The sequence below is a fragment of the Hymenobacter terricola genome, assembly GCF_017921975.2.
GTDB lineage: Bacteria > Bacteroidota > Bacteroidia > Cytophagales > Hymenobacteraceae > Hymenobacter > Hymenobacter terricola.
In genome coordinates this window covers 141,881-164,604 of sequence record NZ_JAGEMO020000021.1, presented here as the reverse complement: position 1 = coordinate 164,604, position 22,724 = coordinate 141,881, and the positions used below count along the sequence as shown (strand labels likewise).

General features: G+C 59.6%; 23 protein-coding genes. 17 read left to right on the top strand and 6 right to left on the bottom strand.

The genetic code is table 11. The annotated features are described in order from the left end of the window. Nucleotides 1-115: 115 nt before the first annotated feature. From J4G38_RS16080 to J4G38_RS16050, 7 genes are all read left to right on the top strand, one after another. Complete coding sequence (locus J4G38_RS16080; RefSeq protein ID WP_210518057.1) at nucleotides 116-694, top strand: flavoprotein; 579 nt, start codon at nucleotides 116-118, stop codon at nucleotides 692-694. Between the two features lie 268 nt (nucleotides 695-962). Next, complete coding sequence (locus tag J4G38_RS16075; RefSeq protein WP_210518055.1) at nucleotides 963-1,613, top strand: phosphopantothenoylcysteine decarboxylase; 651 nt, start codon at nucleotides 963-965, stop codon at nucleotides 1,611-1,613. Beyond that, nucleotides 1,610-2,533 carry a type IX secretion system protein PorD gene (gene porD, locus J4G38_RS16070; protein ID WP_210518053.1) on the top strand — a complete coding sequence of 308 codons (924 nt, stop codon included), beginning with the start codon at nucleotides 1,610-1,612 and terminating at the stop codon, nucleotides 2,531-2,533. The genes J4G38_RS16075 and porD overlap by 4 nt, the downstream gene beginning before the upstream one ends. Before the next feature lie 88 nt (nucleotides 2,534-2,621). After that, nucleotides 2,622-4,295 carry a DNA repair protein RecN gene (gene recN / locus J4G38_RS16065; protein WP_210518051.1) on the top strand — a complete coding sequence of 558 codons (1,674 nt, stop codon included), beginning with the start codon at nucleotides 2,622-2,624 and terminating at the stop codon, nucleotides 4,293-4,295. Between the two features lie 235 nt (nucleotides 4,296-4,530). After that, nucleotides 4,531-5,367: an enoyl-ACP reductase FabI gene (locus J4G38_RS16060; protein ID WP_210518049.1), complete on the top strand. Its 837-nt coding sequence runs from the start codon at nucleotides 4,531-4,533 to the stop codon at nucleotides 5,365-5,367. Nucleotides 5,368-5,518: 151 nt separating this feature from the next. Next, complete coding sequence (locus tag J4G38_RS16055) at nucleotides 5,519-6,469, top strand: pectinesterase family protein (protein WP_210518047.1); 951 nt, start codon at nucleotides 5,519-5,521, stop codon at nucleotides 6,467-6,469. A 23-nt stretch (nucleotides 6,470-6,492) separates the two neighbouring features. Beyond that, nucleotides 6,493-7,440 carry a pectinesterase family protein gene (locus tag J4G38_RS16050; RefSeq protein ID WP_210518045.1) on the top strand — a complete coding sequence of 316 codons (948 nt, stop codon included), beginning with the start codon at nucleotides 6,493-6,495 and terminating at the stop codon, nucleotides 7,438-7,440. Nucleotides 7,441-7,489: 49 nt separating this feature from the next. Here J4G38_RS16050 and J4G38_RS16045 read toward each other — a convergent pair whose 3' ends face one another. Next, nucleotides 7,490-8,428, bottom strand: a complete 939-nt coding sequence (locus J4G38_RS16045) for a D-2-hydroxyacid dehydrogenase (protein ID WP_210518044.1) — start codon at nucleotides 8,426-8,428, stop codon at nucleotides 7,490-7,492. 166 nt (nucleotides 8,429-8,594) lie between these two features. On the opposite strand from J4G38_RS16045, the gene J4G38_RS16040 reads away from it, so the two are divergent. The 7 genes from J4G38_RS16040 to J4G38_RS16010 all read left to right on the top strand — a co-directional run bounded on the left by J4G38_RS16040 (nucleotide 8,595) and on the right by J4G38_RS16010 (nucleotide 16,608). Continuing rightward, nucleotides 8,595-9,149, top strand: coding sequence for a Crp/Fnr family transcriptional regulator (locus J4G38_RS16040; protein WP_210518042.1), 555 nt, complete (start codon nucleotides 8,595-8,597; stop codon nucleotides 9,147-9,149). 232 nt (nucleotides 9,150-9,381) lie between these two features. Next, nucleotides 9,382-11,199, top strand: coding sequence for an acyl-CoA dehydrogenase (locus J4G38_RS16035; protein ID WP_210518040.1), 1,818 nt, complete (start codon nucleotides 9,382-9,384; stop codon nucleotides 11,197-11,199). 73 nt (nucleotides 11,200-11,272) lie between these two features. Then, a complete protein-coding gene (locus tag J4G38_RS16030; RefSeq protein WP_210518038.1) occupies nucleotides 11,273-12,019 on the top strand; it encodes an SDR family NAD(P)-dependent oxidoreductase in 747 nt (248 codons plus the stop codon). 103 nt (nucleotides 12,020-12,122) lie between these two features. After that, nucleotides 12,123-13,358: an acyl-CoA dehydrogenase family protein gene (locus J4G38_RS16025; protein ID WP_210518036.1), complete on the top strand. Its 1,236-nt coding sequence runs from the start codon at nucleotides 12,123-12,125 to the stop codon at nucleotides 13,356-13,358. A gap of 146 nt (nucleotides 13,359-13,504) precedes the next feature. Then, complete coding sequence (locus J4G38_RS16020; protein ID WP_210518034.1) at nucleotides 13,505-14,578, top strand: phosphotransferase family protein; 1,074 nt, start codon at nucleotides 13,505-13,507, stop codon at nucleotides 14,576-14,578. 127 nt (nucleotides 14,579-14,705) lie between these two features. Next, nucleotides 14,706-15,461, top strand: coding sequence for an SDR family oxidoreductase (locus J4G38_RS16015; RefSeq protein WP_210518032.1), 756 nt, complete (start codon nucleotides 14,706-14,708; stop codon nucleotides 15,459-15,461). A 139-nt stretch (nucleotides 15,462-15,600) separates the two neighbouring features. Beyond that, nucleotides 15,601-16,608 carry a hypothetical protein gene (locus tag J4G38_RS16010; protein WP_210518030.1) on the top strand — a complete coding sequence of 336 codons (1,008 nt, stop codon included), beginning with the start codon at nucleotides 15,601-15,603 and terminating at the stop codon, nucleotides 16,606-16,608. 102 nt (nucleotides 16,609-16,710) lie between these two features. On the opposite strand, the gene J4G38_RS16005 is transcribed toward J4G38_RS16010, so the two are convergent. The 5 genes from J4G38_RS16005 to J4G38_RS15985 all read right to left on the bottom strand — a co-directional run bounded on the left by J4G38_RS16005 (nucleotide 16,711) and on the right by J4G38_RS15985 (nucleotide 20,526). Further along, a complete protein-coding gene (locus tag J4G38_RS16005; RefSeq protein ID WP_226163470.1) occupies nucleotides 16,711-16,929 on the bottom strand; it encodes a hypothetical protein in 219 nt (72 codons plus the stop codon). Between the two features lie 19 nt (nucleotides 16,930-16,948). Then, nucleotides 16,949-17,512 carry an SDR family NAD(P)-dependent oxidoreductase gene (locus J4G38_RS16000; RefSeq protein WP_226163468.1) on the bottom strand — a complete coding sequence of 188 codons (564 nt, stop codon included), beginning with the start codon at nucleotides 17,510-17,512 and terminating at the stop codon, nucleotides 16,949-16,951. 340 nt (nucleotides 17,513-17,852) lie between these two features. Next, entirely contained in the window at nucleotides 17,853-18,119 is a 267-nt protein-coding gene (locus tag J4G38_RS15995) for a barstar family protein (RefSeq protein WP_210518028.1), read from the bottom strand. 72 nt (nucleotides 18,120-18,191) lie between these two features. Continuing rightward, on the bottom strand, nucleotides 18,192-18,653 hold the full coding sequence (locus J4G38_RS15990; RefSeq protein WP_210518026.1) for a hypothetical protein: 462 nt from the start codon (nucleotides 18,651-18,653) through the stop codon (nucleotides 18,192-18,194). Between the two features lie 58 nt (nucleotides 18,654-18,711). Next, nucleotides 18,712-20,526, bottom strand: a complete 1,815-nt coding sequence (locus tag J4G38_RS15985) for an ABC transporter ATP-binding protein (protein ID WP_210518024.1) — start codon at nucleotides 20,524-20,526, stop codon at nucleotides 18,712-18,714. 233 nt (nucleotides 20,527-20,759) lie between these two features. Here J4G38_RS15985 and J4G38_RS15980 point away from each other — a divergent pair, with 233 nt between their 5' ends. From J4G38_RS15980 to J4G38_RS15970, 3 genes are all read left to right on the top strand, one after another. Beyond that, nucleotides 20,760-21,206 carry a hypothetical protein gene (locus J4G38_RS15980; RefSeq protein ID WP_210518023.1) on the top strand — a complete coding sequence of 149 codons (447 nt, stop codon included), beginning with the start codon at nucleotides 20,760-20,762 and terminating at the stop codon, nucleotides 21,204-21,206. 263 nt (nucleotides 21,207-21,469) lie between these two features. After that, nucleotides 21,470-22,351, top strand: a complete 882-nt coding sequence (locus tag J4G38_RS15975; protein ID WP_210518021.1) for a class I SAM-dependent methyltransferase — start codon at nucleotides 21,470-21,472, stop codon at nucleotides 22,349-22,351. Nucleotides 22,352-22,407: 56 nt separating this feature from the next. After that, complete coding sequence (locus J4G38_RS15970) at nucleotides 22,408-22,659, top strand: hypothetical protein (protein ID WP_210518019.1); 252 nt, start codon at nucleotides 22,408-22,410, stop codon at nucleotides 22,657-22,659. Nucleotides 22,660-22,724: the final 65 nt, after the last annotated feature.

Below are 22,724 nucleotides of genomic sequence, written 5' to 3'. Positions count from 1 at the left end.
TTCAGTACACCACGCCCGAGCCGGAAGAAATTCCGGTGCCCCGCGAGCTGTTCTAGTCTTATCTGGTTGTCCGTTTTTTGTTGTCAGTTGTTAGTGATTAATTTGCCAGCAGCGTATGCCTGAGCTAACAACGAGCCCACTGGCTGGCCGCCGCATTCTGCTGGGCGTGAGCGGGAGCATTGCCGCCTACAAATCGGCGATGCTCACGCGCTTACTCGTTAAAGCCGGGGCCGAAGTGCAGGTTGTTCTCACCGAAGCTGCCGCTGCTTTTGTTACGCCCCTCACGTTGGGCACCCTCTCCAAAAAGCCCGTCCTGACGGGCTTTTTGCGTGATGCGGCCGCCGGGGAGTGGCACAACCACGTCGAGCTGGGCCTCTGGGCCGATGCCTTGCTGATTGCGCCGGCCAGCGCCAACACCATCGGGCAACTGGCCAATGGCTTGTGCCCCAATCTGCTCTGCGCCGTGTATTTGTCGGCGCGCTGCCCCGTGTTTCTGGCCCCGGCGATGGACGTGGATATGTTCGCTCACCCGGCCGTGATGCAGAATCTGGCGCGGCTGCGCTCCTTTGGCAACCACGTATTCGACTCGCCCAGTGGCGAGCTGGCCAGCGGCCTCAGCGGCCCCGGGCGCATGCTGGAGCCCGGGGATATTGTGGCGGAGTTGACGCTGCGCTTAATGAAGAATGAAGAATGAAGAATTAGCAATGATTACAAAGCAGGTAACTCTTCATTTCTCATTCCTGGTTAATAGGACTTACGCAGTTGAATAGCCGCAAAGCGGCGGCATGTTGGTAGTCTATTGATTAGCAAAGGAAAATAAGCCGCAAAGCGGCGGCACTTTTCGTCTGCAAAGAGTGCCGCCGCTTTGCGGCTCTGAGTTGTTTTTCAATAATTTAACTACCAATGTGTCGCCGCTTCACGGCTAATTCTATCTGCCAACTGCGTAAGTCCTCATTAAGCTAATGCACGTCCTTCTCACTGCCGGCCCCACCTACGAACCACTCGACCCCGTCCGTTTCCTCGGCAACCGCTCGACGGGCAAGATGGGCTACGCGCTGGCGGAGGCTTTTGCCGCGCAGGGCGCGGAGGTGACGCTGGTGAGTGGCCCCAGCCACTTGCCGGACCCCGCCAGTCCGCGCATCCGCATGGTGCGGGTGGAGACGGCGGCCGAGATGTATGCCGAAGCGGCAAAGGTGGCCGGAGAAGCCGATGTATGGGTTTTCGCCGCCGCCGTGGCCGACTACCGGCCGGCCCATGTGGCGATGGATAAAATAAAAAAATCGGGCGAAACCCTTACGCTGGAGCTGGTGAAAAACGTGGACATCGCCGCCACCCTCGGCCAGCGCAAGCGGCCTGAACAATTTGCGGTCGGTTTTGCGTTGGAGACTACGAACGAGCTGGCCCACGCCCGGGACAAGCTGCACCGGAAAAACTTCGACCTCATCGTGCTGAATTCGCTGCGCGACGCGGGCGCGGGTTTCGGCCACGACACCAACAAAGTGACCGTGCTGGATGCCGCCGGCCAAATCGTTAATTTTGAGTTGCAATCCAAAGCCGATGTGGCCCGCGGGTTGGTTAGCCTGATAATGAGCCGCCTGGCACCTTCCTTATGATGCGAAAACTTCTCGCAATATTCTCCGTTTTCGGGCTGCTCCTGGCGGCTGGCCCCGCGGCCCGTGCCCAGGAGCTGCTGGCCGAAGTGCAGGTGACCACCCAAAACGTCACCATCACCGACCCCACGCTGGTCACGCAGATGCAGAACGACATCCGGACTTTCCTCAACAGCCGCGCCTGGACCACCCAGACCTATCGGCCCGAGGAGCGGATTAAGCTCCGAATCTTCATCGGCATCACGGCCATCCCCCAAAACGGCACCTACAATTCCACCATGCGCCTGATTTCGACGCGCCCGGTGTACGGCACCGGCTACGACACCAACGTCATCAGCATCAGCGACCGGAGCTTCAATTTTAATTATTCGCCGCAGACCCCGCTGGACTTCTCACCCAATAGCTTCGTTTCCAACCTCTCGTCGCTGCTGGGTTATTATGCTTACCTCGTCATCGGCCTCGACCGCGACACGTTTGCCCGGCTCGGCGGCACCCCGTATTACGAAATGGCCCGCACCGTGGTGAGTTACACGTCCAACCAAACCAGCACCAACGAAGCCGATGAGGGCTGGCGCGGCACGGGCTCCCGCGAGCGGCACTGGCTGCTCGACAACATCACCGACCCGCAGCTGGAAGCCTTTCGCACGGGCCTGTATGGCTACTATCGACTGGGGCTCGACCGCTTTATTGAGAAGCCCGAAGAGGCCCGCGCTGCGGTAATGACTGCGCTAACTGGCGTGCAGCAAGCCGCCGTGACGCGGCCCAGCACCTTATTCGCCAGGGCTTTCTTCGATGCGAAATCCGATGAAATTGCCAACATCTTCCGCACCAGTCAGGACCAGCAGCAGAAGCAGCAGCTCGTGACGATGCTCACGGAAGTAGACCCGACGAATTCAGCGAAATATCAAACGGTACTTAAATAAATTATGAGTTATAAGTTATGAATTATGAGTTGTCAAACGGACGATTTCTAATTCATGACTTCTAATTCATAGCTCATAATTAATTATAATGCTTGTCGATTTACGGATTAAAAACTACGCGCTGATTGAGCAGCTGGAATTGCGTCCTTCGCCGCTGCTGAATATTATTACGGGTGAAACCGGGGCTGGTAAATCCATTATGCTGGGCGCCATTGGCCTGTTGCTGGGCAACCGGGCCGACTCGCGGATGCTGTTCGATACCGAGCGCAAATGCGTGATTGAGGGCCAGTTTGATATTGCCAATTACCAGTTGCAGGATATTTTCGAGGCCGAGGATTTGGACTACGACACGCACTGCATTCTGCGGCGCGAAATCAGCCCCAATGGGAAGTCGCGTGCCTTTGTGAACGACACGCCGGTGACGCTGGAAGCCCTGCGGAAAATCGGGGCCAACCTGATGGATATTCACTCGCAGCACGACACGCTGCTGCTGGGCGATGGCGTCTTTCAGCTCAATCTATTGGACTTGTACGCTGGTTTGGTGCCGCAGCGCACCATGTACAGCAGTGCTTTTCGACAGTACCGCAAGCTGGAAGTCGACCTGGATACGCTGGAAAGTCAGGCCGCGCAAGCCAGTAAAGAATTGGACTACAATAGCTTTCTGCTGAACGAGCTGGAAGATGCCCGCCTCGACACCGAAGACCAGGACGCCCTGGAGCAGGAGGTGAAGCAGCTGGAGCACGCCGAGGAAATTAAGTACAAACTGAGCCAGGCCCTGCACGGGCTGCGCGACAGCGAAACCTGCGCCACCGGCAACATGAAAGAAGCCGTGACGCTGCTGGGCCAGGTGGCGAGCTACGCCGATAATTGCAAGGAGCTGCGCCAGCGCCTCGACAGCTGCCTGATTGAGCTGCACGACATCGCCGACGAAGTGGAAACCGCCGAACGCCGGACCGAAGGTGACCCCGCCCGTGCCGAGGAGCTGCAGGACCGCCTCAACGTGCTCTACACGCTGGAGCGCAAGCACCAGGCCCGCGGCTTGACTGCGCTGATGGCCGTGCGCGATGCCCTGCGCCAGAAAGTGAGCTCGGTGTTGAACCTGGATAAAGAAATTGCCCGCCTGCGCAAGGATTCCGACGCGGCCCTGGCCGCCGTGACCAAGCAGGCCAGCAAGCTTTCGGAGAGCCGCCGCAAGTCGTTCCCCAACTTTGAAAAGCAGTTGGGGCTGCTGCTGGCCGACCTCGGTATGCCGCACGCCCGCATTGTGGTGCAGCACAGCACCGGCGCGCCCGCCACCAGCGGCGTCGATGTGGTGAGCATCCTCTTCACGGCCAATAAGGGCGCCCAGCCTCAGACGCTGAGCAAGGCCGCTTCGGGCGGCGAATTCTCGCGCCTGATGCTGTGCATTAAGTATATGCTGGCGGACAAGACGGCCCTGCCCACGATTGTATTCGATGAGATTGACACCGGTATTTCGGGTGAGATTGCCGTGAAAGTGGGCCGCATGATGCAGCAAATGGCCCGGAAGCACCAACTCGTAGCCATCTCGCACCTGCCCCAAATGGCGGCGGCCGGCGATGTGCATTACTTCGTGTACAAAGAAGACCGGGCCGACCGCACCGTGAGCCGCATCCGCGAATTGAACCAGGATGACCGCATCAAGGAAATTGCGCACATGATTGCGGGGGCCAAGCCGAGCGAAAATGCTTTCCAGAGCGCCCGCGAGTTGCTGGCGCTGCGGGGGGAAACGGCAGCGGCGTGAGGTGAGCGTCTGTCATGGTGAGTGGAGCGCAGCGAAACGCGGCAATCCGTCCTCTCTCAGCAACCAACCTGATAATGTGACAACCCCAACTGCTAACTTGCCGCCGCAAACCCAACGGTTGGGTTTGTCGCACCCTAAAGCTAGGCGCTGAGAGAGAACGGATTGCCGCGTTTCGCTGCGCTCCACTCACCATGACAGGCGGCACTTACTCTTCCATTACACCATCCAAACCCCTATGTCCAATAACCTCCTCGCCGGTAAAGTCGGCATCATTTCCGGCGCCCTCAACGAACAGTCCATTGCCTGGAAGGTGGCCCAGCGGGCTCATGCCGAAGGCGCCCGTTTTGTGCTCACCAACGCGCCGCTGGCCATGCGCATGGGCGAAATCAACAAGCTGAGCGAGGAATGCAACGCGCCCATTATTCCGGCCGATGCGACATCGGTGGAGGAACTGGAGGCGCTGTTTTCGGGGGCGCAGGAGAAGCTGGGCGGCAAGATTGACTTCGTGCTGCACAGCATTGGCATGAGCGCCAACATCCGCAAAAAGAAGCATTATGGCGAGCTGGACTACAAATTCTTCCAGCAGACGATTGACGTGTCGGCCATGTCGTTTCACAAGATGATGGCCGTGGCCGAGAAGCAGGACGCCATGAACGAGTGGGGCAGCATTGTGGCCCTGAGCTACATTGCCTCGCAGCGCGCCTTCCTCGATTATACCGACATGACGCAGGCCAAGGCCATGCTCGAAAGCATTGCCCGTAGCTACGGCCAGCGGTTTGGCAAGCTGAAAAAGGTGCGCGTGAACACGGTGTCGCAGTCGCCAACCCGCACCACGGCCGGGGCCGGCATCACGGGCTTCGACGCGTTTTACGACTTCGCTGATAAGATGTCGCCCCTCGGCAACGCCCCGGCCGAAGCCTGCGCCGACTACTGCATCTCGCTGTTTTCGGACCTGACGCGCTACGTGACCATGCAAAACCTGATGCACGACGGTGGCTTCAGCACCACCGGCATCTCGGCCGAGATTGTGGAGGTGATGAACAAGGCGGCCGGCGCGCAGGAACAGGAATAAGTACGCCGAACAGTTGAAATGAAAAGCCCGGCCGGTTGGTCGGGTTTTTTTATGGAATGAAAACGGCCTCATGGCCGGGAACGATTGCGCAAAAAGATGGCGGTTTCAGCGGCACTAGCTACTAGGTTTACGGCAGATTTACCCCTTAGCCATGAAGAATCTGTTGCTGCTTGTGTTTCTAAGTTTCGGCGGGCTGGGCCGGGCTTTTGGCTACGATTTTGTGGTGGCGCAGGACGGCAGCGGCAAGTTCCGCACCGTGCAGGAGGCCTTCAACGCCGTGCCCGACTTTCGGAAGAAAGCCACGACCATCTTCATCAAAAAGGGGATTTATAAGGAGAAACTCATCCTGGCGGGCTCCAAGAATATAGTGAAGCTCATCGGCGAAGACCGGGACCTGACCATCCTGACCTACGACGACTACAACCAGAAGAAGAATATTTTCGGGGAGGACAAGGGCACGTCGGGCTCGGCTAGCTGCTACCTCTACGGCTCCGATTTTTCGGCTGAGAACCTGACGTTTCAGAACTCGTCGGGGCCGGTGGGGCAGGCCGTGGCCGTGTGGGTTGATGGCGACAGAGCCGCGTTTGTGAATTGCCGGTTTCTGGGATTTCAGGACACGCTGTACACGTATGGGCGCGGCAGCCGGCAGTTTTACAAGAATTGCTACATCGAAGGGACGGTGGATTTTATCTTCGGTTCGAGCACGGCGTGGTTTGAGGACTGCGAGATTTTCTGCAAAAAGAGCGGCTACGTCACGGCAGCATCCACGCCCGACACGGCGCGGTTTGGCTACGTGTTCAGCCACTGCCGCATTGGGGGCGATGCGCCGGCCAGTAGCTTCGGACTGGGCCGGCCCTGGCGGCCTTACGCCAAAACCGTGTACCTGAATTGTGAGTTGGGCGCCATAATTCGGCCCGAGGGCTGGGACCCGTGGGAAAAGGAGTCGAACAAGAAAACGGCCTACTACGCCGAGTACCAAAGCCACGGGCCGGGCGCCGCACCGGCCAGGCGGGCGCCGTGGTCGCACCAACTCACCGACGCCGAAGCCAAGCTGTACACCCTGCAAAACGTGCTGCACGGCTGGAATCCACTGGCCAATTAACTGTTGTCTCGATGTTGTTTCGAATGAAGCTATTGCCCCTGGTGCTGCTGACTACCAGTGCGGTGCACGCCCAAACGCCCTCCAAAGCCAGGCCCATCATCGTGGCCCAGGATGGCTCGGGCACCTACCGTACCGTGCAGGAGGCAGTGGACGCGGTGCCCAATCAGAGCCAGGAAACCGTCACCATCTTTATCAAAAAAGGCACTTACCGCGAAAAACTGGTGGTGCCGGCCCTCAAAGTCCACATCAAAATGGTGGGGGAGGACGAGGACCAGACCATCCTGACCTACGATGACCACTCGGGCACAAACGGCATTACCACGCCTACGTCGCACTCGGTGCTGGTGCAGGCCAACGACTTTTCAGCCGAGAACATCACCTTCGAAAACAACGCCGGCTACACCGCCGGGCAGGCCGTGGCGCTGCATGTGGAAGGCGACCGCTGCACTTTCCGCAACTGCCGGGTGGTGGGCAATCAGGATATCCTGTTCCTCTCCACCAACCACACCCGCCAGTATTTCAAGGACTGCTACCTGGAGGGCACGACGGATTTTATTTTCGGGGCCAGCACGGCCGTGTTCGACCATTGCGTCATCAAAAGCAAGAAAAACTCCTTCATCACGGCGGCCTCGACGCCGGCCGGGCAGCGGTTTGGCTTCGTGTTTCTGAGCTGCAAGCTGACGGCCGATACGGCCCTGGCCAAGAAGGTGAACCTGGGCCGGCCCTGGCGGCCCAATGCCAAAGTGCTGTACCTCAACGCCGAGATGGGCAGCCACATCACCGCCACGGGCTGGGACAACTGGAAGAATCCCGAGAACGAAAAGACGGCCTATTTTGCCGAATACAACTCCACCGGCCCCGGCGCCAATCCCAAGGGCCGGGTGGCGTGGTCGCATCAGCTTACGGCCAAAGAGGCCAGGCAGTACACGGTGAAGGCTGTTTTTGCGGCGAGTGAGCCGTGGCTGCCGTAACCTCACCCCCTGACCCCCTCTCCAAAAAAGAGGGGGCCAGGGGGTGAGGTTAGTACCCCCGGCTTAACTCCACCAGATTCTCCAGCGGCTGGCCGGTGCGGAGCAATTCCAGGTTGCGCAGGAGCACGTCCACTTTGCTCTCGTCTTCGAGGGCTTGGCCACCGCCGGTGTGCTGGGTGAGCAGCACGTTGGGCAGGGTCCAGAGGGGGCTATCGGCGGGCAGGGGTTCGATGGCCGTTACGTCGAGCACGGCGCCGCCGAGGTAGCCGGCTTGCAGCAGTTTGAGGAGGGCGGGCTCGTCGGTAGTGTTGCCGCGGCCCACGCTGGCATAGATGCTGCCGGGCCGCATGGCGGCCACCAAATCGGCGGAGAAAAAGCCCTCAGCGCTGCCGGGCAGGCAGTTTATTACGATGTCGGTATCGGGCAGGGCGGCTTTGAGGTCCTCCTTGGAGCGCAGCGCCGCCTCGGGGTGCGTGCGGGCCAGCAGCTGCACCCAGCATTCGAAGCCGGTGAGCTGCTGGCGCACCGCCAGCCCAATGGCCCCGGCCCCGAGAATGACCACACGCTTGCCGCGCAGCAGGCCGGCGCGGTTGCGCACGTGGGCCCCGCCCACCCATTTTTTCTGGGACTGGAGCACGGCCAGCTCGGGCAGGTGGCGGTAGAGGGCGAGCAGGCCGCCGACCATGGTTTCGGCGCAGGGCCAGGCAAAAAAGTCGCCCATATTGGCCACCGGAATGGGCAGCCGCACGTGGCGGTAGCGCTCAAACCCGGCCGAGTCGATTTGCCAGAAGCGCAGCAGGGGCGGGGTGCCGGCCGTGAGCCAGGCGGCGGGCGGATTGCCGAGCAGCACCTCGGCTTCCTGGAAAGCGGAAAATTGCTGGTCGACGGGCAGGTCGGAGCAGAAAGTGGCCTCCACGTTGGTGGGCAGCTGCTGGTACAAATGGGTGCGGGCCGAGGCGCTTAAGGGCGAGAAAACGAAGAGGTGCATAATGAGCAGCCTTCCCGGCTGCGAACGGTTTTGGGGAGTATTACCGGGCCTTGTACGCAATCTGACAAAGGTGCTGCGTAAGCGGCGTACTTTTCGTGAAGAAACGCCCCGGCCGGTACAAGCTGTGCGATTTTCTGGCCCAAATAATTTATCGAAAAGCCCTTCTATGCGCGCCTATTTGCAGCAGCACGCCTACCTCACCGACGCCGAGCTGGAGCAGACCCTGGCCCTCATCCGGCCCTGCGCGTTTCGGAAAGGCACCGAGCTGTTCCACCCCGGCCCGCCGCCCGACCGCCTCTACTTCATCGAAACCGGCCTGGCCCGCGCCTACCGCCTCGTGCGCGGCGAGGACATTACCTCGGCCTTCTACGGGGCCAGTTCCTTCTGTTTCGACACCCTCAGCATTGTGGCCCAGGTGCCCACCGAGCTGTATTTTGAATGCCTCACCGATGTGCAGGCCCACGAAATACTGATTCCCGACCTCAACCGTCTCTTTCGCCGCGTCCCGCCCATCGAGCGCCTGGGCCGCCGCATCAACGAGAACCTGGTGTGCGGCCTCACCGAGCGCCTGCGGGCCTTCCAGATGGACGACCTGCGCACCCGCTACCTCGCCCTGCTCCGCCAGAACCCCGAGCTGATTCAGCAAGTGCCCCAGCGCCACATCGCCACCTATCTGGGCGTGAAGCCCGAAAGCCTGAGCCGGATGCGGGCGCAGCTATAGGGCTTTGGTAAGGAGAAAAAAGAACGTCATGCTGAGCGGAGTCGAAGCATCTCTACCGCGCAAGTATTTCAATGAATGCAACGAAGCGGTAGAGATGCTTCGACTCCGCTCAGCATAACATTCTGGGTTTGTATCATTATGCCCGCTGCATTTCTTAACCTAGGTCATTGGGCCGAACAGGGCGGACGGGTACTTTTACCGGCTCTCCCTTCCCACCCAATTTCCTGTTAGAATGGCCAAGCAAGCCTATTCCCGCCGCGACCTGGCGTTTCAGCTCCACGAAGTCCTGCAGGTTGAAACCCTCGCCCGCTTCCTCTATTTCCAGGACCACGACCGCGGCTCGATTGACCTCGTGCTGGACACCGCCGGCCAGTTTGCCGACCAACTGCTGAAGCCGCTCCTCACGGAGATGGACCGCCAGGAGCCGCAGCTCGTGGACGGCACCATCCGGCTGCACCCCGGCGTGAAAAATATCGTGCGCCGCTTCGGCGAAGATGGCTGGATTAACGCCCTGTTTCCCTACGCCGAAGGCGGCCAGCAGCTGCCCGGCACCGTGTACAACGCGGCCGTATTCGCCATGCAGGCCACCAATTACTCGGCCAGCGTGCCGCCCTTCCTCACCCTGGGCGCCGCCAATTTGCTCCGCAGCTTCGCCCGGCCCGAGCTCACGGCTGCCTTCACGCCAAATATGTACGCCGGCCGCTGGCAGGGCACCATGGCCCTCACCGAGCCCGACGCCGGCAGCTCCCTCTCCGACATCAGCACCGCGGCCGCGCCCACCGACGAGGGCTACTACCGCATGCACGGCCAGAAAATCTACATTTCCTCCGGCGACCACGACGCCTGCGACAACGTGGTGCACCTCATGCTGGCCAAAATAAAAGGCGGCCCCGCCGGCGCCAAGGGCATTTCCTTGTTCGTGGTGCCGCGCCAGCGCACGGCCGCCGGCCTGCCCGACGCGGCCACGAAGCCCAGGGATTTAATCAGTAACGACGTCGTCACGGCCGGCATCTACCACAAGCTGGGCTGCAAAGGCGCCCCCATTGCCCACCTCATGATTGGGGGCCAGGACGACTGCCGCGGCTACCTCGTGGGCGAGCCCAACAAGGGCCTCAGCTACATGTTCCAGATGATGAACGAGGCCCGGCTGGCCGTGGGCGTGAGCGCGGCGGCCATCGGCACGGCCGCCTACTACGCGGCCCTCGAATACGCCCGCGCCCGCCCCCAGGGCCGCCTCATCGCCAACCGCGACGTAACCCAGCCCCAAGTACCCATTATCCAGCACGCCGACGTGAAGCGCATGCTGCTCTTCCAAAAAGCCACCATGGAAGGCGCGTTGGGCCTGTTGCTCCAGTGCAGCTACTACATGGACGTGGCCCGGGCCGGGGAGGGCGAGGAAAAAGAGCGGGCCGAGCTGCTGCTCGATTTGCTGATGCCCATCGCCAAAACGTACCCCTCGGAAATGGGGGTGCTCAGCACCAGCGCTGCCATTCAGGTGCACGGCGGGGCCGGCTACACTACCGATTTTCCGGTGGAGCAGTTCTGGCGCGAGTCACGCATTCACCCCATTCACGAGGGCACCACCGGCATTCAGGGCCTCGATTTGCTGGGGCGCAAAATCACCCAGCACGGCGGCAAAGCCGTGGGCCTGCTGCTGGAAGAAATGCAGGCCGCCATCATCGCCGCGAAGGCCCAGCCGACCCTGGAGCCGCTGGCCGGGCAGCTCACCAAAATGGTGGGCGTACTCCAGCAGACGACGGGCCACCTGCTGGGCATCGCCACCCAAAACCACGAGTTATTTCTGGCCGATGCCACGCTCTACCTGGAACTGGCCGGCCTGGTAGTGGTGGCCTGGCAGTGGCTGCGCCAAGCCACCGTGGCGCAAAAAGCCCTGCACGCCGCCCACGCCGAGGACCGAAATTTCTACCACGGCAAACTTATGGCCGCCCAGTATTTCTACGAATACGAGCTGGTGAAAGTGCCCAGCCTGGCCAAGCGCCTGCAATCGGCCAATGCCGTGACGGTAGACATGCAGGACGCCTGGTTTTAAGATGCCCCCTCACCCCGGCCCCCTCGCCGCGGGAGAGGGGGCCGGGGTGAGGTGAACCGTCAGAACAATACCCATGAAAAAACTCGAAAACAAAGTCGTGTTCATCACCGGCGGGGCCTCGGGCCTGGGCCGGGCCTCAGCCGTAGCCGCCGCCCGGGAAGGTGCCCAAGTCGTCATTGCCGACCTGCTGAATTCTGATTACCGAGCCGCCCTCGATGAAGTGAAAGCCGCCGGGGGCGAAGTCCTTTTTGTGCCGCTCGATGTCACCAATTCGGCCAGCATTCAGCAGGCCATCGCCACCACCGTGGAGAAATTTGGCCGGCTCGATGTGGCGCTGAACAACGCGGGCATCGGCGAAGGCTTCTTCAGTTTCCTTGACACCAGTGAGGAGTCGTTTCAGCGCATCCTCAACGTGAACCTGACGGGCGTGTTTACCTGCATGAAATACGAGCTGACGCAGTTCATGAAGCAGGGCGGGGGCGTCATTGTGAATATGTCGTCGCTGGCCGGCCTGCGCGGCGCGCCGGGCCTGAGTGCCTACGTGGCCTCCAAGCACGGCGTGCTGGGCCTCACCCGCGTGGCGGCGCAGGAATTCGCCCGCCGCAACGTGCGCGTGAATGCCCTCTGCCCGTATTACATCGATACGCCGCTCATCAAGGACGCGCCTGAGGAACTGCGCAACCAGATGATTTCGATGAGCCCGATGAAGCGCCTGGGCCGCGCCGATGAAGTGGCCAAGGCGTTTATTTACCTGGCGTCGGATGATTCGAGCTACACCAACGGCACTCAGCTGGTGATTGACAGCGGCGTGATTTCGTAGCGTAGCACGACGTAGCGCAGACTTTGCAGTCCGCGTCCCCACGCCATTTCAACGTTTGTCGTTCTGCCACGCGGCCTACAAAGTCCGCGCTCCTTTCTTCCCCATGGATTTCGCCCCCAGCCCCAAAACCCAGAACTACCTTGCCCGCGTGCAGGCCTTTATGCGTGAGCACATCGTGGCCATCGAGGAGCAGTACCACCGCGACAACCTGGCCGCCAACCCCGGTGCCGACTGGCAAACCTGGCGCGTGCTCCCCCTCATCGAAGAGCTGAAAACGAAAGCCAAAGCCGCCGGCCTCTGGAACCTGTTCCTGCCCGATGCCGAGCACGGCGCGGGTCTCAGCACCCTCGAATATGCTCCTATTGCCGAAGAAACCGGCCGTAGTTTCCTGGCGCCCACCGTGTTCAACTGCAACGCGCCCGACACCGGCAACATGGAAGTGCTGCACTACTTCGGCAATGCCGCGCAAAAACAAGAGTGGCTGATGCCGCTGCTGGCCGGCGAAATTCGCTCCGTGTTCTGCATGACCGAGCCCGACGTGGCCTCCTCCGACGCCACCAACATGCAGGCCACCATTACCGAAGACGGCGACGAGCTGGTGCTGAACGGCCGCAAGTGGTGGGCCACCGGTCTGGGCCACCCCGATGCCCGGCTGGCCATCTTCATGGGCCTTTCGAACCCCGACTCCGCGCCCCACGCCCGCCACAGCATGGTGCTGGTGCCGCTGCCCACGCCCGGCGTCAACATCCAGCGCATGCTGCCCGCCTTCAGCGATTACGACCCGCCGTACGGCCACGGCGAAGTGTGGTTTGAAAACGTGCGGGTGCCGAAAGCTAACCTACTAGTGGGCTTAGGCGAAGGCTTCGCCATTGCGCAGGGCCGCCTGGGGCCGGGCCGCATTCACCATTGCATGCGCTGCATCGGCGCGGCCGAGCGGGCGCTGGAATTATTGATTAAACGCGGCCTGGCGCGCACCGCCTTTGGCAAGCCCATCTTGCACCTGGGCGGCAACCTGGAGCGCGTGGCCGACCTGCGCATGGCCATCGACCAGGCCCGCTTGCTCACCCTCTACGCCGCCTGGAAAATTGACACCCAGGGCGTGAAAGCGGCCATGAATGAGATTTCGGCCATTAAAGTAGTAGCGCCTAACGTGCTGCAGCGCGTAGTGGACGAGGCCATCCAGATGCACGGCGGCGCGGGTGTGTCGCACGACGTGCCGCTCACGGCGCTCTTCACCGTGGCTCGCGCCCTGCGCCTGGCCGACGGGCCGGACGAGGTGCACCGCGCCATGGTGGCGCGGGTGGAGCTGGCGAAATACAAGGGCAGGAATGAGAAGTAGAATGATGACAAAAGAACGGTCATACTGAGCTTGCCGAAGCATCTCTCCCGCTTCGCCTGAACCGTTAAACGAAGCAGTAGAGATGCTTCGGCAAGCTCAGTATGACCGTTCTTAATGCTCTTTTCAGGATTAACTCAAATTTCTCCATGCCTCCCGAACCCGCCCCCCGCCTTCTCGATACCGCCGGTCCGCTGCGCCCGGGCGAAGAGCTGGACGCCGCCGCCGTGGATGCCTGGCTGAAACAGCAGCGGCCGGAGCTGCGCGGGCTGCCGCGCGTGACGCAGTACGCCGGCGGGGCTTCCAACTGGACGTATCGCCTCGAATACGACAACGCCGACCTCATCCTGCGCCGCCCGCCGTCCGGCACCAAGGCCAAATCGGCCCACGACATGGGCCGCGAATACCGCGTGCAAAAGGCCCTGAAACCGGTGTTCCCTTACGTGCCCGAGATGGTGGCTTATTGCGAGAACACCAGCCTTATCGGGGTTGATTTCTACGTGATGGAGCGCGTGGCCGGCATCATCCCGCGCAAGAACCTGCCGCGCGGGCTGGATTTGCCGCCCGCCACCGTGCGCCAGCTTTGCCTGAACGTGCTCGACGCCCTCATTGAGCTGCACCAAGTCGACTACCAGGCGGCCGGGCTGGTGGGGTTAAGCAGCGGCGTGGGCTACACCCAGCGCCAAATCAGCGGCTGGAGCAAGCGCTACGCCCAGGCCCGCACCTGGAACGTGCCCAGGGCCCGTCGCATCATGGCCTGGCTCGAAGCCCACCAGCCCAGCCAGGAGCGCATCTGCATTACGCACAACGATTTCCGGTTTGATAACGTGGTGCTGGATGCGGAGGACCCCACGCGCATCCTCGGTGTTCTGGATTGGGAGCTGGCCACCCTCGGCGACCCGCTGATGGACCTGGGCAACCTGCTGGCCTACTGGGTGCAGGCTGACGACGACTTCCTGGCCCAGGCCACCCGCCGCCAGCCCACCCACCTGCCCGGCATGCTCACCCGCAAGGAAGTGGTGGCCTACTACTGCGAGAAAACCGGCTTCCAACCCGAGAATTGGGCCTTTTACGAAGTGTATGGGCTGTTCCGGCTCTCGGCCATCGCCCAGCAGATTTACTTCCGCTACCACCACAAGCAAACCCGCAATCCGGCCTTCAGGAACTTCTGGATTTTTGTGCATTACCTGCACTGGCGCTGCCGCCGGGCCATGCGGCCGTAGGAACGCGCCACGGCGCGTTCAATCGTTGCGCTAAGACGGGGCGCGTTCAATCGTTGCGCCAGAACTGCTGTGCCACCGCCGAACGCGCCATGGCGCGTTCCTACATTACCAAACCACTTTCCTTAGTATGACCACCATCCGCCAAAACATCCTCATCACCGGAGCCAGCTCGGGGCTGGGCGAGGGCATGGCCCGCGAATACGCCCGCATGGGCCGCAATCTCGCCCTTTGCGCCCGGCGCACCGACCGCCTCGACACCCTGAAAGCTGAGCTGGAAGCCGCGTATCCAAACATCAAAGTCTTCGTGCGCGCCCTCGATGTAAACAACCACGACCAGGTATTCGAAGTGTTTCGGGCTTTCAAAACTGACTTGGGCACGCTTGACCGCATCATTGTGAATGCGGGCATGGGCAAAGGCGCGTCGCTGGGTACCGGCTACTTTCACGCCAACCTGCAAACCGCCCAGACCAATTTCGTGGCCGCGCTGGCGCAGTGCGAGGCGGCGCTGGAGGTATTTCGGGCGCAGAATGCAGGGCATCTGGTCACAATTTCGTCGGTAGCGGCCATGCGCGGGATGCCGCGCGCGCAGACTACTTATGCGGCCACCAAGGCTGGGCTGTCGGCGCTTACGGAAGGCATTCGGGCCGATTTGCTGAATTCGCCCATCAAAGTCAGCATCATGTACCCCGGCTACATCCGCTCCGAAATCAATGCCAGGGTGAAGAGCACGCCCTACATGGTGGACACCGAAACCGGCTGCCGCGCCCTCGTAAAGGCCATTGAGCGCGAGCCCGTGCAGGCTTTCGTTCCCGGCTGGCCCTGGGGCCTGATGGCCCGCGCGATGAAGTGGCTGCCGCTGCGCTGGGTGCAGAAGCTGCTGTAGCACTGGTGGTTTCTGCTGGTTAGATAGCGTCTTTCCTGGGAAATTGCGTTATTGCATACCCAAATTTCTGAATCATTGATTTTGTGCTGCTCTCTTCTTCCCAGCTGCGGGGTTTCTGCGATTTCCTTCCCATTGCCCTGTGACACGAGATTTTTGTAAACTGCCGGTACTGGCTGCCCTGGCCCTTTGGCTGAGCGCCGCCCCGGTACTGGGCCGGTCGCGCCCCGCCCCAAACGTCATTCTGTTTGTCGGCAATAGCTTTTTTCACGGCAAGTACCAGCCGGTGCTGGCCTACAACGCGGCCCGCGTCACCGACGAAAACTACGGCCTGCCCAGCACCAGCCCCCGCTGCGAAACCCCCACCGGCGAGCCCGTGGTGTGGGGCGGCATCCCCGGCATTTTCAAGCAGTTCACCGAAGAAGCCGGCCTTGACTACGAAGTGCATTTCGAGGAAATCAATGCCAAGCCGCTGCAATACCACTACGAACACGCCCTGGCCGTGATTCAGCAGCCGCGCTGGAACACCGTGGTGCTGCAGGAGCACAGCCTCTGGGCGCTGCCCGTGCGGCACGGCGGCCACCCCGACCAGTTCCGCGACTACGCCACCCGGCTGGAGCAGGCCGTGCACACGGCCAGCCCGGCCGCCCGCGTGTTCATGTTCCAGACCTGGCCCCGTGCCGACCTCTGCTACCCAGTCGGCACGCCCTTCGCTGGCTTGCCGCTCGATTCGATGGCGCAGGAGCTGCACGCCTCCTACTATGGCTTCCAGCAGCTCAACCCCGCCCTGGCCGGCATTGCCCCGGCCGGCGATGCCTGGCTGCATGCCGTGCAGGCGGGCGTGGCCCAGCGCAACCCGTACGCCCCCGAACCCGGCAAAATCGACCTCTGGGCCGAGGACCATTACCACCCCAGCAATGGGGGTGCCTACCTGAACGCCTGCGTGCTCTTCGGCGAAATCACGGGCCGCGACCCACGCACGCTGGGCGCGGCCGAGCAGGCCGCCACCACGCTCGGCATCACGCCGGCCAACGCCGTGGCCTTGCAGCGCATTGCCTACGAGCAGGTGCGGGCCGCCCGGCCCACGGCTTTTTTCGGAAAAACGGGCACCAACAAGCCCAAGTCAGAGAAGGCAAAACCCAAGTCCTAGCCGCTACTGAAGCGACTTTGTAAAGCTGCCGCCACGCAAAAAGCCCGACCAGAGCGGCCGGGCTCTTTGATGAAAACCGTGACGAATGTGCTACTGCGGCAGCTATTTGCTGCGCTCGTCGCCGTTGACGGGGGCGCTTTGCTTGTGCACGTTGGCGGCCACCAGCTCGTTGGGGATGATGTTGCTGGCCGTTACCTGGGCCTTGTTCTTGAAGCCGGAAATGACGCGGTGCTCGCCGGCCATCAGGGCTTTGTAGCCGTCCTGGGCCACGCCGGCGGCGGGGGCGGCCTGGCCTTCGGCCACATTTTTGGCGCGGGTCATGTCGGCTTTGTTGATGAAGTCAGTATCCGTCAGGCCCGGCAGCAGGTTGGTGATGGTGACCTTGCTGTCCTTGTTTTCCTCCTGAAATGGACTCGGCGAAAGAGTTTACGAAGGCTTTGGTGCCGTGGTACACGGCTTGCAGCGGGCCGGGCAGCTCGCCCGCGATGCTGCCCACGAGCAGGATTTTGCCCTCATTCCGGGCCGTAAATTCCTGCAGATACAACTTGGTGAACACCACATAGGCCCCAATGTTGAGCTGAATAATATCCAACTCGCGGTTGATGTCGGTGCTGTCGAAAGTGCCGTACTGGCCCTGGCCGGCGTCGTTCACCAGCGCGTCAATTTGCAGGCCCTTGCTTTCGTTGTAGACTTCAAACGGGGCCTCGCGCTTGAACAGGTCTTTGGCGATGGTGGTGACTTCGATGCCGAACTGCTGCTTGAGCTCCGAAGCCGTTTGGTTCAGCTCGTTCTGGTCGCGGGCCACGATGACGAGGTTGTACTTGTCTTGCGCGAAGCAGTTGGCCAGCTCGCGGCCGATGCCGCTGGTGGCGCCCGTGGTGAGGGCAGTTTGTTGGGTTGCCATTGTGGGGAAAGAGTGAGAATGTGGAGTGTTTCCTAACGATTCCGGCTTGGCGGGGGTTATAGTCGGGCTTTATTGAAAGGCCTCGAAAAGGGCCGGTGCAGCCTCTTTGGGTCCGTGCAGGCTATATGAAGAGATTCGCGGGGCCTATGAAGACTTGCGCGGGGTATACGGATGGATTTGCGAGGCCTATGGACGCATTTACGGGCCCTATGTAACGATTCGCACGGTGAGTAGCGCGGACTTTGTAGTCCGCGTCTGCGGCGGAAACCCGAACAATTTTCAAACGGCGTGGAGACGCGAACTACAAAGTCCGCGCTACTCTCAGGCTGCCTGCAAGCTTTTAAGAGCCCAGCAGTAGTTGCTTACCGGGCTTTTCCTGGTGGTAGTCGGCGATAATCTGACGCAGAATCAGCATGTCTTTGGGGCAGGTTTGGGCGAAACGCTCCCAGTGAAGCAACACCACGCACTCCGGCATTTCGACCACGGCGATGAGGACATCCCAAAAAGCGTCCCAGCTCACGCCGTACCAGTCGGGGAAGTGTAGCTCGCGCTTCATGGTGTGGTGAAAAGCCGCTTTGGTGTCGACGTGGGTGAGGTCGATGGTCATGAGGCGGGGTAAATAATAGTGTGACTTTGTCGCTAATAATTTAGGGGAATTAGTCTAGGAAAACCGAAGGTGTTATCTGCCATCGCGCTTATGGTAATTATATAAGGAAAACCCAAAGCCATCATTTGCGACTGCTTCCCTACTCCAAATAATAATTTCATCTTTATGTATTGAGCATTTTTGCCTTACAAATAGTTTTTGATGATTGATAGAATCATCGAGTGAAATTTTTCTCCCATCAATCATCTTTCCTTTGCGACGTTTTATCTTTTGCAAAGTGTTCAAGGAGTTTAGGATTATTGTAGTGTCGTTTATTGTATAGGTGCCTGAGTCTTCAATAGAATAATTTGGGGTTCCGAATTCCGAATAAGTGTAAGAATTTTCGCTTTCCAATTCCAAGTTGACATTGATGAATCTAGGTTTTGCAGACCCTCCGGAATATGTTGCTGGGAACCCATTACTTGCTTTAGGAATGCCTGATGTACAAGCTGTGCAAGCTGCTATTATTATGGAAAAAACGTAATGGATTTTCATTGGATTTTATAATCTTAACCTGTAAATACCAGTTTGGTGAAGCAAATGTAATCTTCCTTCACGAAGCCGTATCCAGTACGTCGTCGCCGTCATCGGCCATTGCTTTGGCCAGCTTCTCGATATTTAAGCTGCGGGCTGAGGCGTCGAAAATCTCGCGGTAGGTGCCTTTCATATCGTAGAGCTCGTCGTGGGTGCCGCTTTCTACCATGTGGCCTTTTTTCATGACGTAGATGCAGTCCGAATCCACGATTTGGGCGAGGCTGTGGGAGATGATGACCACCGTGCGGCCCTGCTTGATGGCGTCGAGCGAGTTTTTGATTTGCTCGGTGGCGATGGCGTCGAGGCTGGCGGTGGGCTCGTCGAGGAAGATGATGGGCGGGTTTTTGAGGAAGAGCCGGGCGATGGCGATGCGCTGCTGCTGGCCGCCGCTGAGCTGCTGGGCATCGGACTCGTACTGGCGCGGCAGGTCCAGAATCTGGTCGTGCAGGTAGGCCTGCTTGGCGGCAGCTTCAATCTGGGCCTGGGTGGCGGTGAAGTCGCCGTAGCGGATATTTTCTTCGATGGTGCCCTTGAAAATGTGGTTCTTCTGGAGCACCAGGCCGATTTCCTGGCGCAGGGCGAAGGTATCGTACTCGGCCAGTGGATGGCCGTCGAGCAGGATTTCGCCGCCGTTGGGGCGGTAGAACTGGCAGAGCAGGTTGATGATGGTGCTTTTGCCCGCCCCGCTGAGGCCCACCAGCGCGGTGGTTTTGCCGGCCTGAATGGTCAGGCTTACGTCGTGCAATGCTGCCGTGCCGCTGGGGTAGGTGAAGTTCACGTGGCGCAGCTCGAACTGGCCGCGCAGGTCGGGGCCGGGGGCCAGCGGGCCGGGGCGCTCGGTCTGGTCGTCGGCGTCGAGGATGGCGAAGAAGCCTTCGGAGTAGGTGAGGGCCTCGTTCATCTCGTCGTAGATGCGGTGCAGCTGCCGGATGGGCGCCGACACGTTGTTGAACAGCAGGATGTGGAACATGATGGCCCCGATGGAAATCTGGCGGCCCAGCACGAGGTAGGCCGTGAGCACGATGATGGCCACCACGCCAATCTGCTCGACGAAGGTTTTGAGGCCATCGAAGCGGAAGTTGGTTTTGCGGGTTAGGAGCTGGGCGCCTTCGAGGCGGCTTTGCACGCTGGCCTGCTTCTGGCCTTCGTACTGCTCGCGCACGAAGCTTTTGATGACCACGATGCTGTCGATGATGCTGATAAGGCCGTGGTTTTTCTCCTCGCGCAGGCGCTGGAGGCCGCGCCGCACGCCCTGCAATTTGGCGGCCTGCGCGTAGCTGAGCCAGAAATACACCGGCAAAATGGCCAGCGCTACCAGCCCCACCCACTTGTTATTCAGGAAAATGACCACCAGCGCTACGATGGCGTTGGCGAAGAGCGGCATGATATCGATGAAGAAGTTTTGCACCAGCTTCATCAGGCTTTCCACGCCCCGGTCGATGCGGGTCTGGAGCTTGCCGGTCTGGTTGCCGTCGTCGGAGAAGAAGCCGAGCTGGTAACTCAGAATCTTGCTCACGGCCGTTTGGGCCAGCACGCCGGAAATCTGGATGCGGATTTTCTCGCCGTAGTATTTCTGCCCAAATTGGATGAAAGTGTTGATGATTTCCTTGCCCAGCAGCAGCCCGCTCACCCAGGCCAGCAGCGTCCAGCCCTCGGCCAGGCCCTGGCCCTTGTCCAGCATCCCTTGCACCGTGTCCACGGTATAGCGCAGCACGAAGGGGTTGACCTGCGCGGCCAGCGAGCCCACCAGCGTGAGCAGCAGCGTGGCAATCACCAGGCGGCGGTAGGGCCGCACAAACGGCAGCAGGCGTTGGATAATTTGCCAGAGGCTCATCGGAAAAGCGTTGTGTAGGGGCGGGGCTTGCCCCCGCCCGCCGCTCGGGCCGAAACAACGTGCCCGTTCAACGACGGGCGGGGGCAAGCCCTCCGGGTACGACCCCGCACCCTACAGTGGAGCCGGTTAGACGAGCGAGGCGGGAGTGGGGTTGTTTTGGGGTTGCGAACGGAAAGCCTCGCGGCAGTGCAGAATGTCTTTATTTGCCTTTTATTGGTAAATACTCAAGTATCATGAAAAAGCTCGCGTGGTTACTCCTCCTGTCAGTATTTCAAGTTCTAATCTGCTCTTGTGATATTAATTCTTTCTCAGCGGGTTCTTATGCATATGCTGAAAATGTCTATTCTGGGTGTAAGGGAGATACTATTATAAACAGATTGAAACGCCTAAAAGCGAGTGGGGTATATGATAATGCTTCCTCTTACCCTGATGGCCCAAATGAGCCGCCATCTCCATACTATAGTTTTTATTTTTTCTCTCGTGAGAATAACTGCATTCTATTAACTGCTGTACCTACTGGTGGATTTAATAAAGAATCAGCATTACTTCTTGTGAGTGTTAAAGGGCCGAATCCAACCAGCAAATGGCAGGATTTTAATCATGGCCTTGATAAAAAGCAGCAGGAAAGAATAACAGATTGGTTTAATAAAAAAATTAAACCAGCGATAAGCTGTGATTAAAACCTCGCTCTGGTACGAGTTACGCTGCACTAAACTCGCGCCAGCAGGGATGAATGATTCAGGGGGTAGGGAAAGATGCAGTCACGAAACATTTTACGTAATTAGTCATGTACTAAATGGAGGGCACTTTGGAAGAGAAGTTTCGAACTGGTTTCGTCAAAACACAACTAGTTGCCTTCCGGCCCCAACAAGTTCAGCAAAAAAGGTAACCAGTTCGGTTGCTCTACTGCTGCGGAAGCAGCTTCCGCTTCTTAAATTTCCCTATGAACATCCAAACCGCCTACAACGCCTGGGCCGAAACCTACGATGCGGTCCTCAACAAAACACGCGACCTCGAAGGCACTGCCTTTCGGCAGATGCTGGCGGAAATGCCCTTTGCGGAGGTGCTGGAAATTGGCTGCGGGACGGGGAAGAACACGGAATGGCTGGCGGCCCGGGCGGCGCACGTCACGGCCGTGGATTTTTCGGCGGAGATGCTGCGCAAGGCGCAAGAAAAGCCCGGGAGTGGCAATATCACCTTTCAGCAGGCCGATATTACCAGGGAATGGGCCTTTGCAGCGGGCGCGGCCGACCTGGTTACCTGTAGCCTGCTGCTGGAGCACGTCCAGGATTTGGGCTTCGTGTTTCAGCAGGCGGGCCGGGGGTTGAAGCCGGGCGGGCTGTTTTATTTCGGCGAATTGCACCCATTCAAACAATATCTGGGCAGTAAGGCACGTTTTGAGCAGGGCGGCGGAACGGTTGAGTTGGAATGCTTTGTGCATCACGTTTCGGATTACATGGCTGCGGCCTCGAAAAACGGCTTTAGCTGCATGGTTCTACGGGAATGGTTTGACGATGACAACCGAAACGCCGTACCACGAATAATTTCATTTATATTTCAGCTTGATAATAGCAAATGGCTGAAAAGGACGGAAGTGAAAGGTGCAATAAATAATTTAATTAATAATGACTGCAACATTAAAACCGTATTAAATTGCAGATGGTCTGCTGATTATTGCTTATGTTTCGAAAAAATAAATCACCCTATTAGTAACTCATTGCCAGCTATTCAGGTGCCGGATTGGTCGATAATAATGCCTGAATGGTCGAAAAAGTGGAACGATAGGGGAATATTTCCCCCGCTGGCGGGGTTAGTAGTTCGGTAGCACCCGCTGCTGATGACTGACCAAGCCTATTGCTCACGCCACCAAACCCCTTTTTTATGCTGCGTACTGCTTTATTGTTTTTCCTCCTGCTGGGTTTCGCAAGCGCCGAAATTCACGCCGCCACTGCAACGGCTGCCACCTTCCATCCCATTCACCGGCGCAAGCCCACGGCTGGCAATTACGTGCCAGTGTATCGGTACTACCGGGGCCAGGGCCGGCACAAAAACAGCTTCGGCGGCCTGTTTAAGCGCCGTCCGACGGCCCGCCACCGCAGCTCGCACAAAGGCCGGGCGCACCGCACAATGTAGCGCAACGGCGTTTTTTCGAAATTGATTCTTCAGTAGCGGCTATTCCCACCTCGGGGATAGCCGCT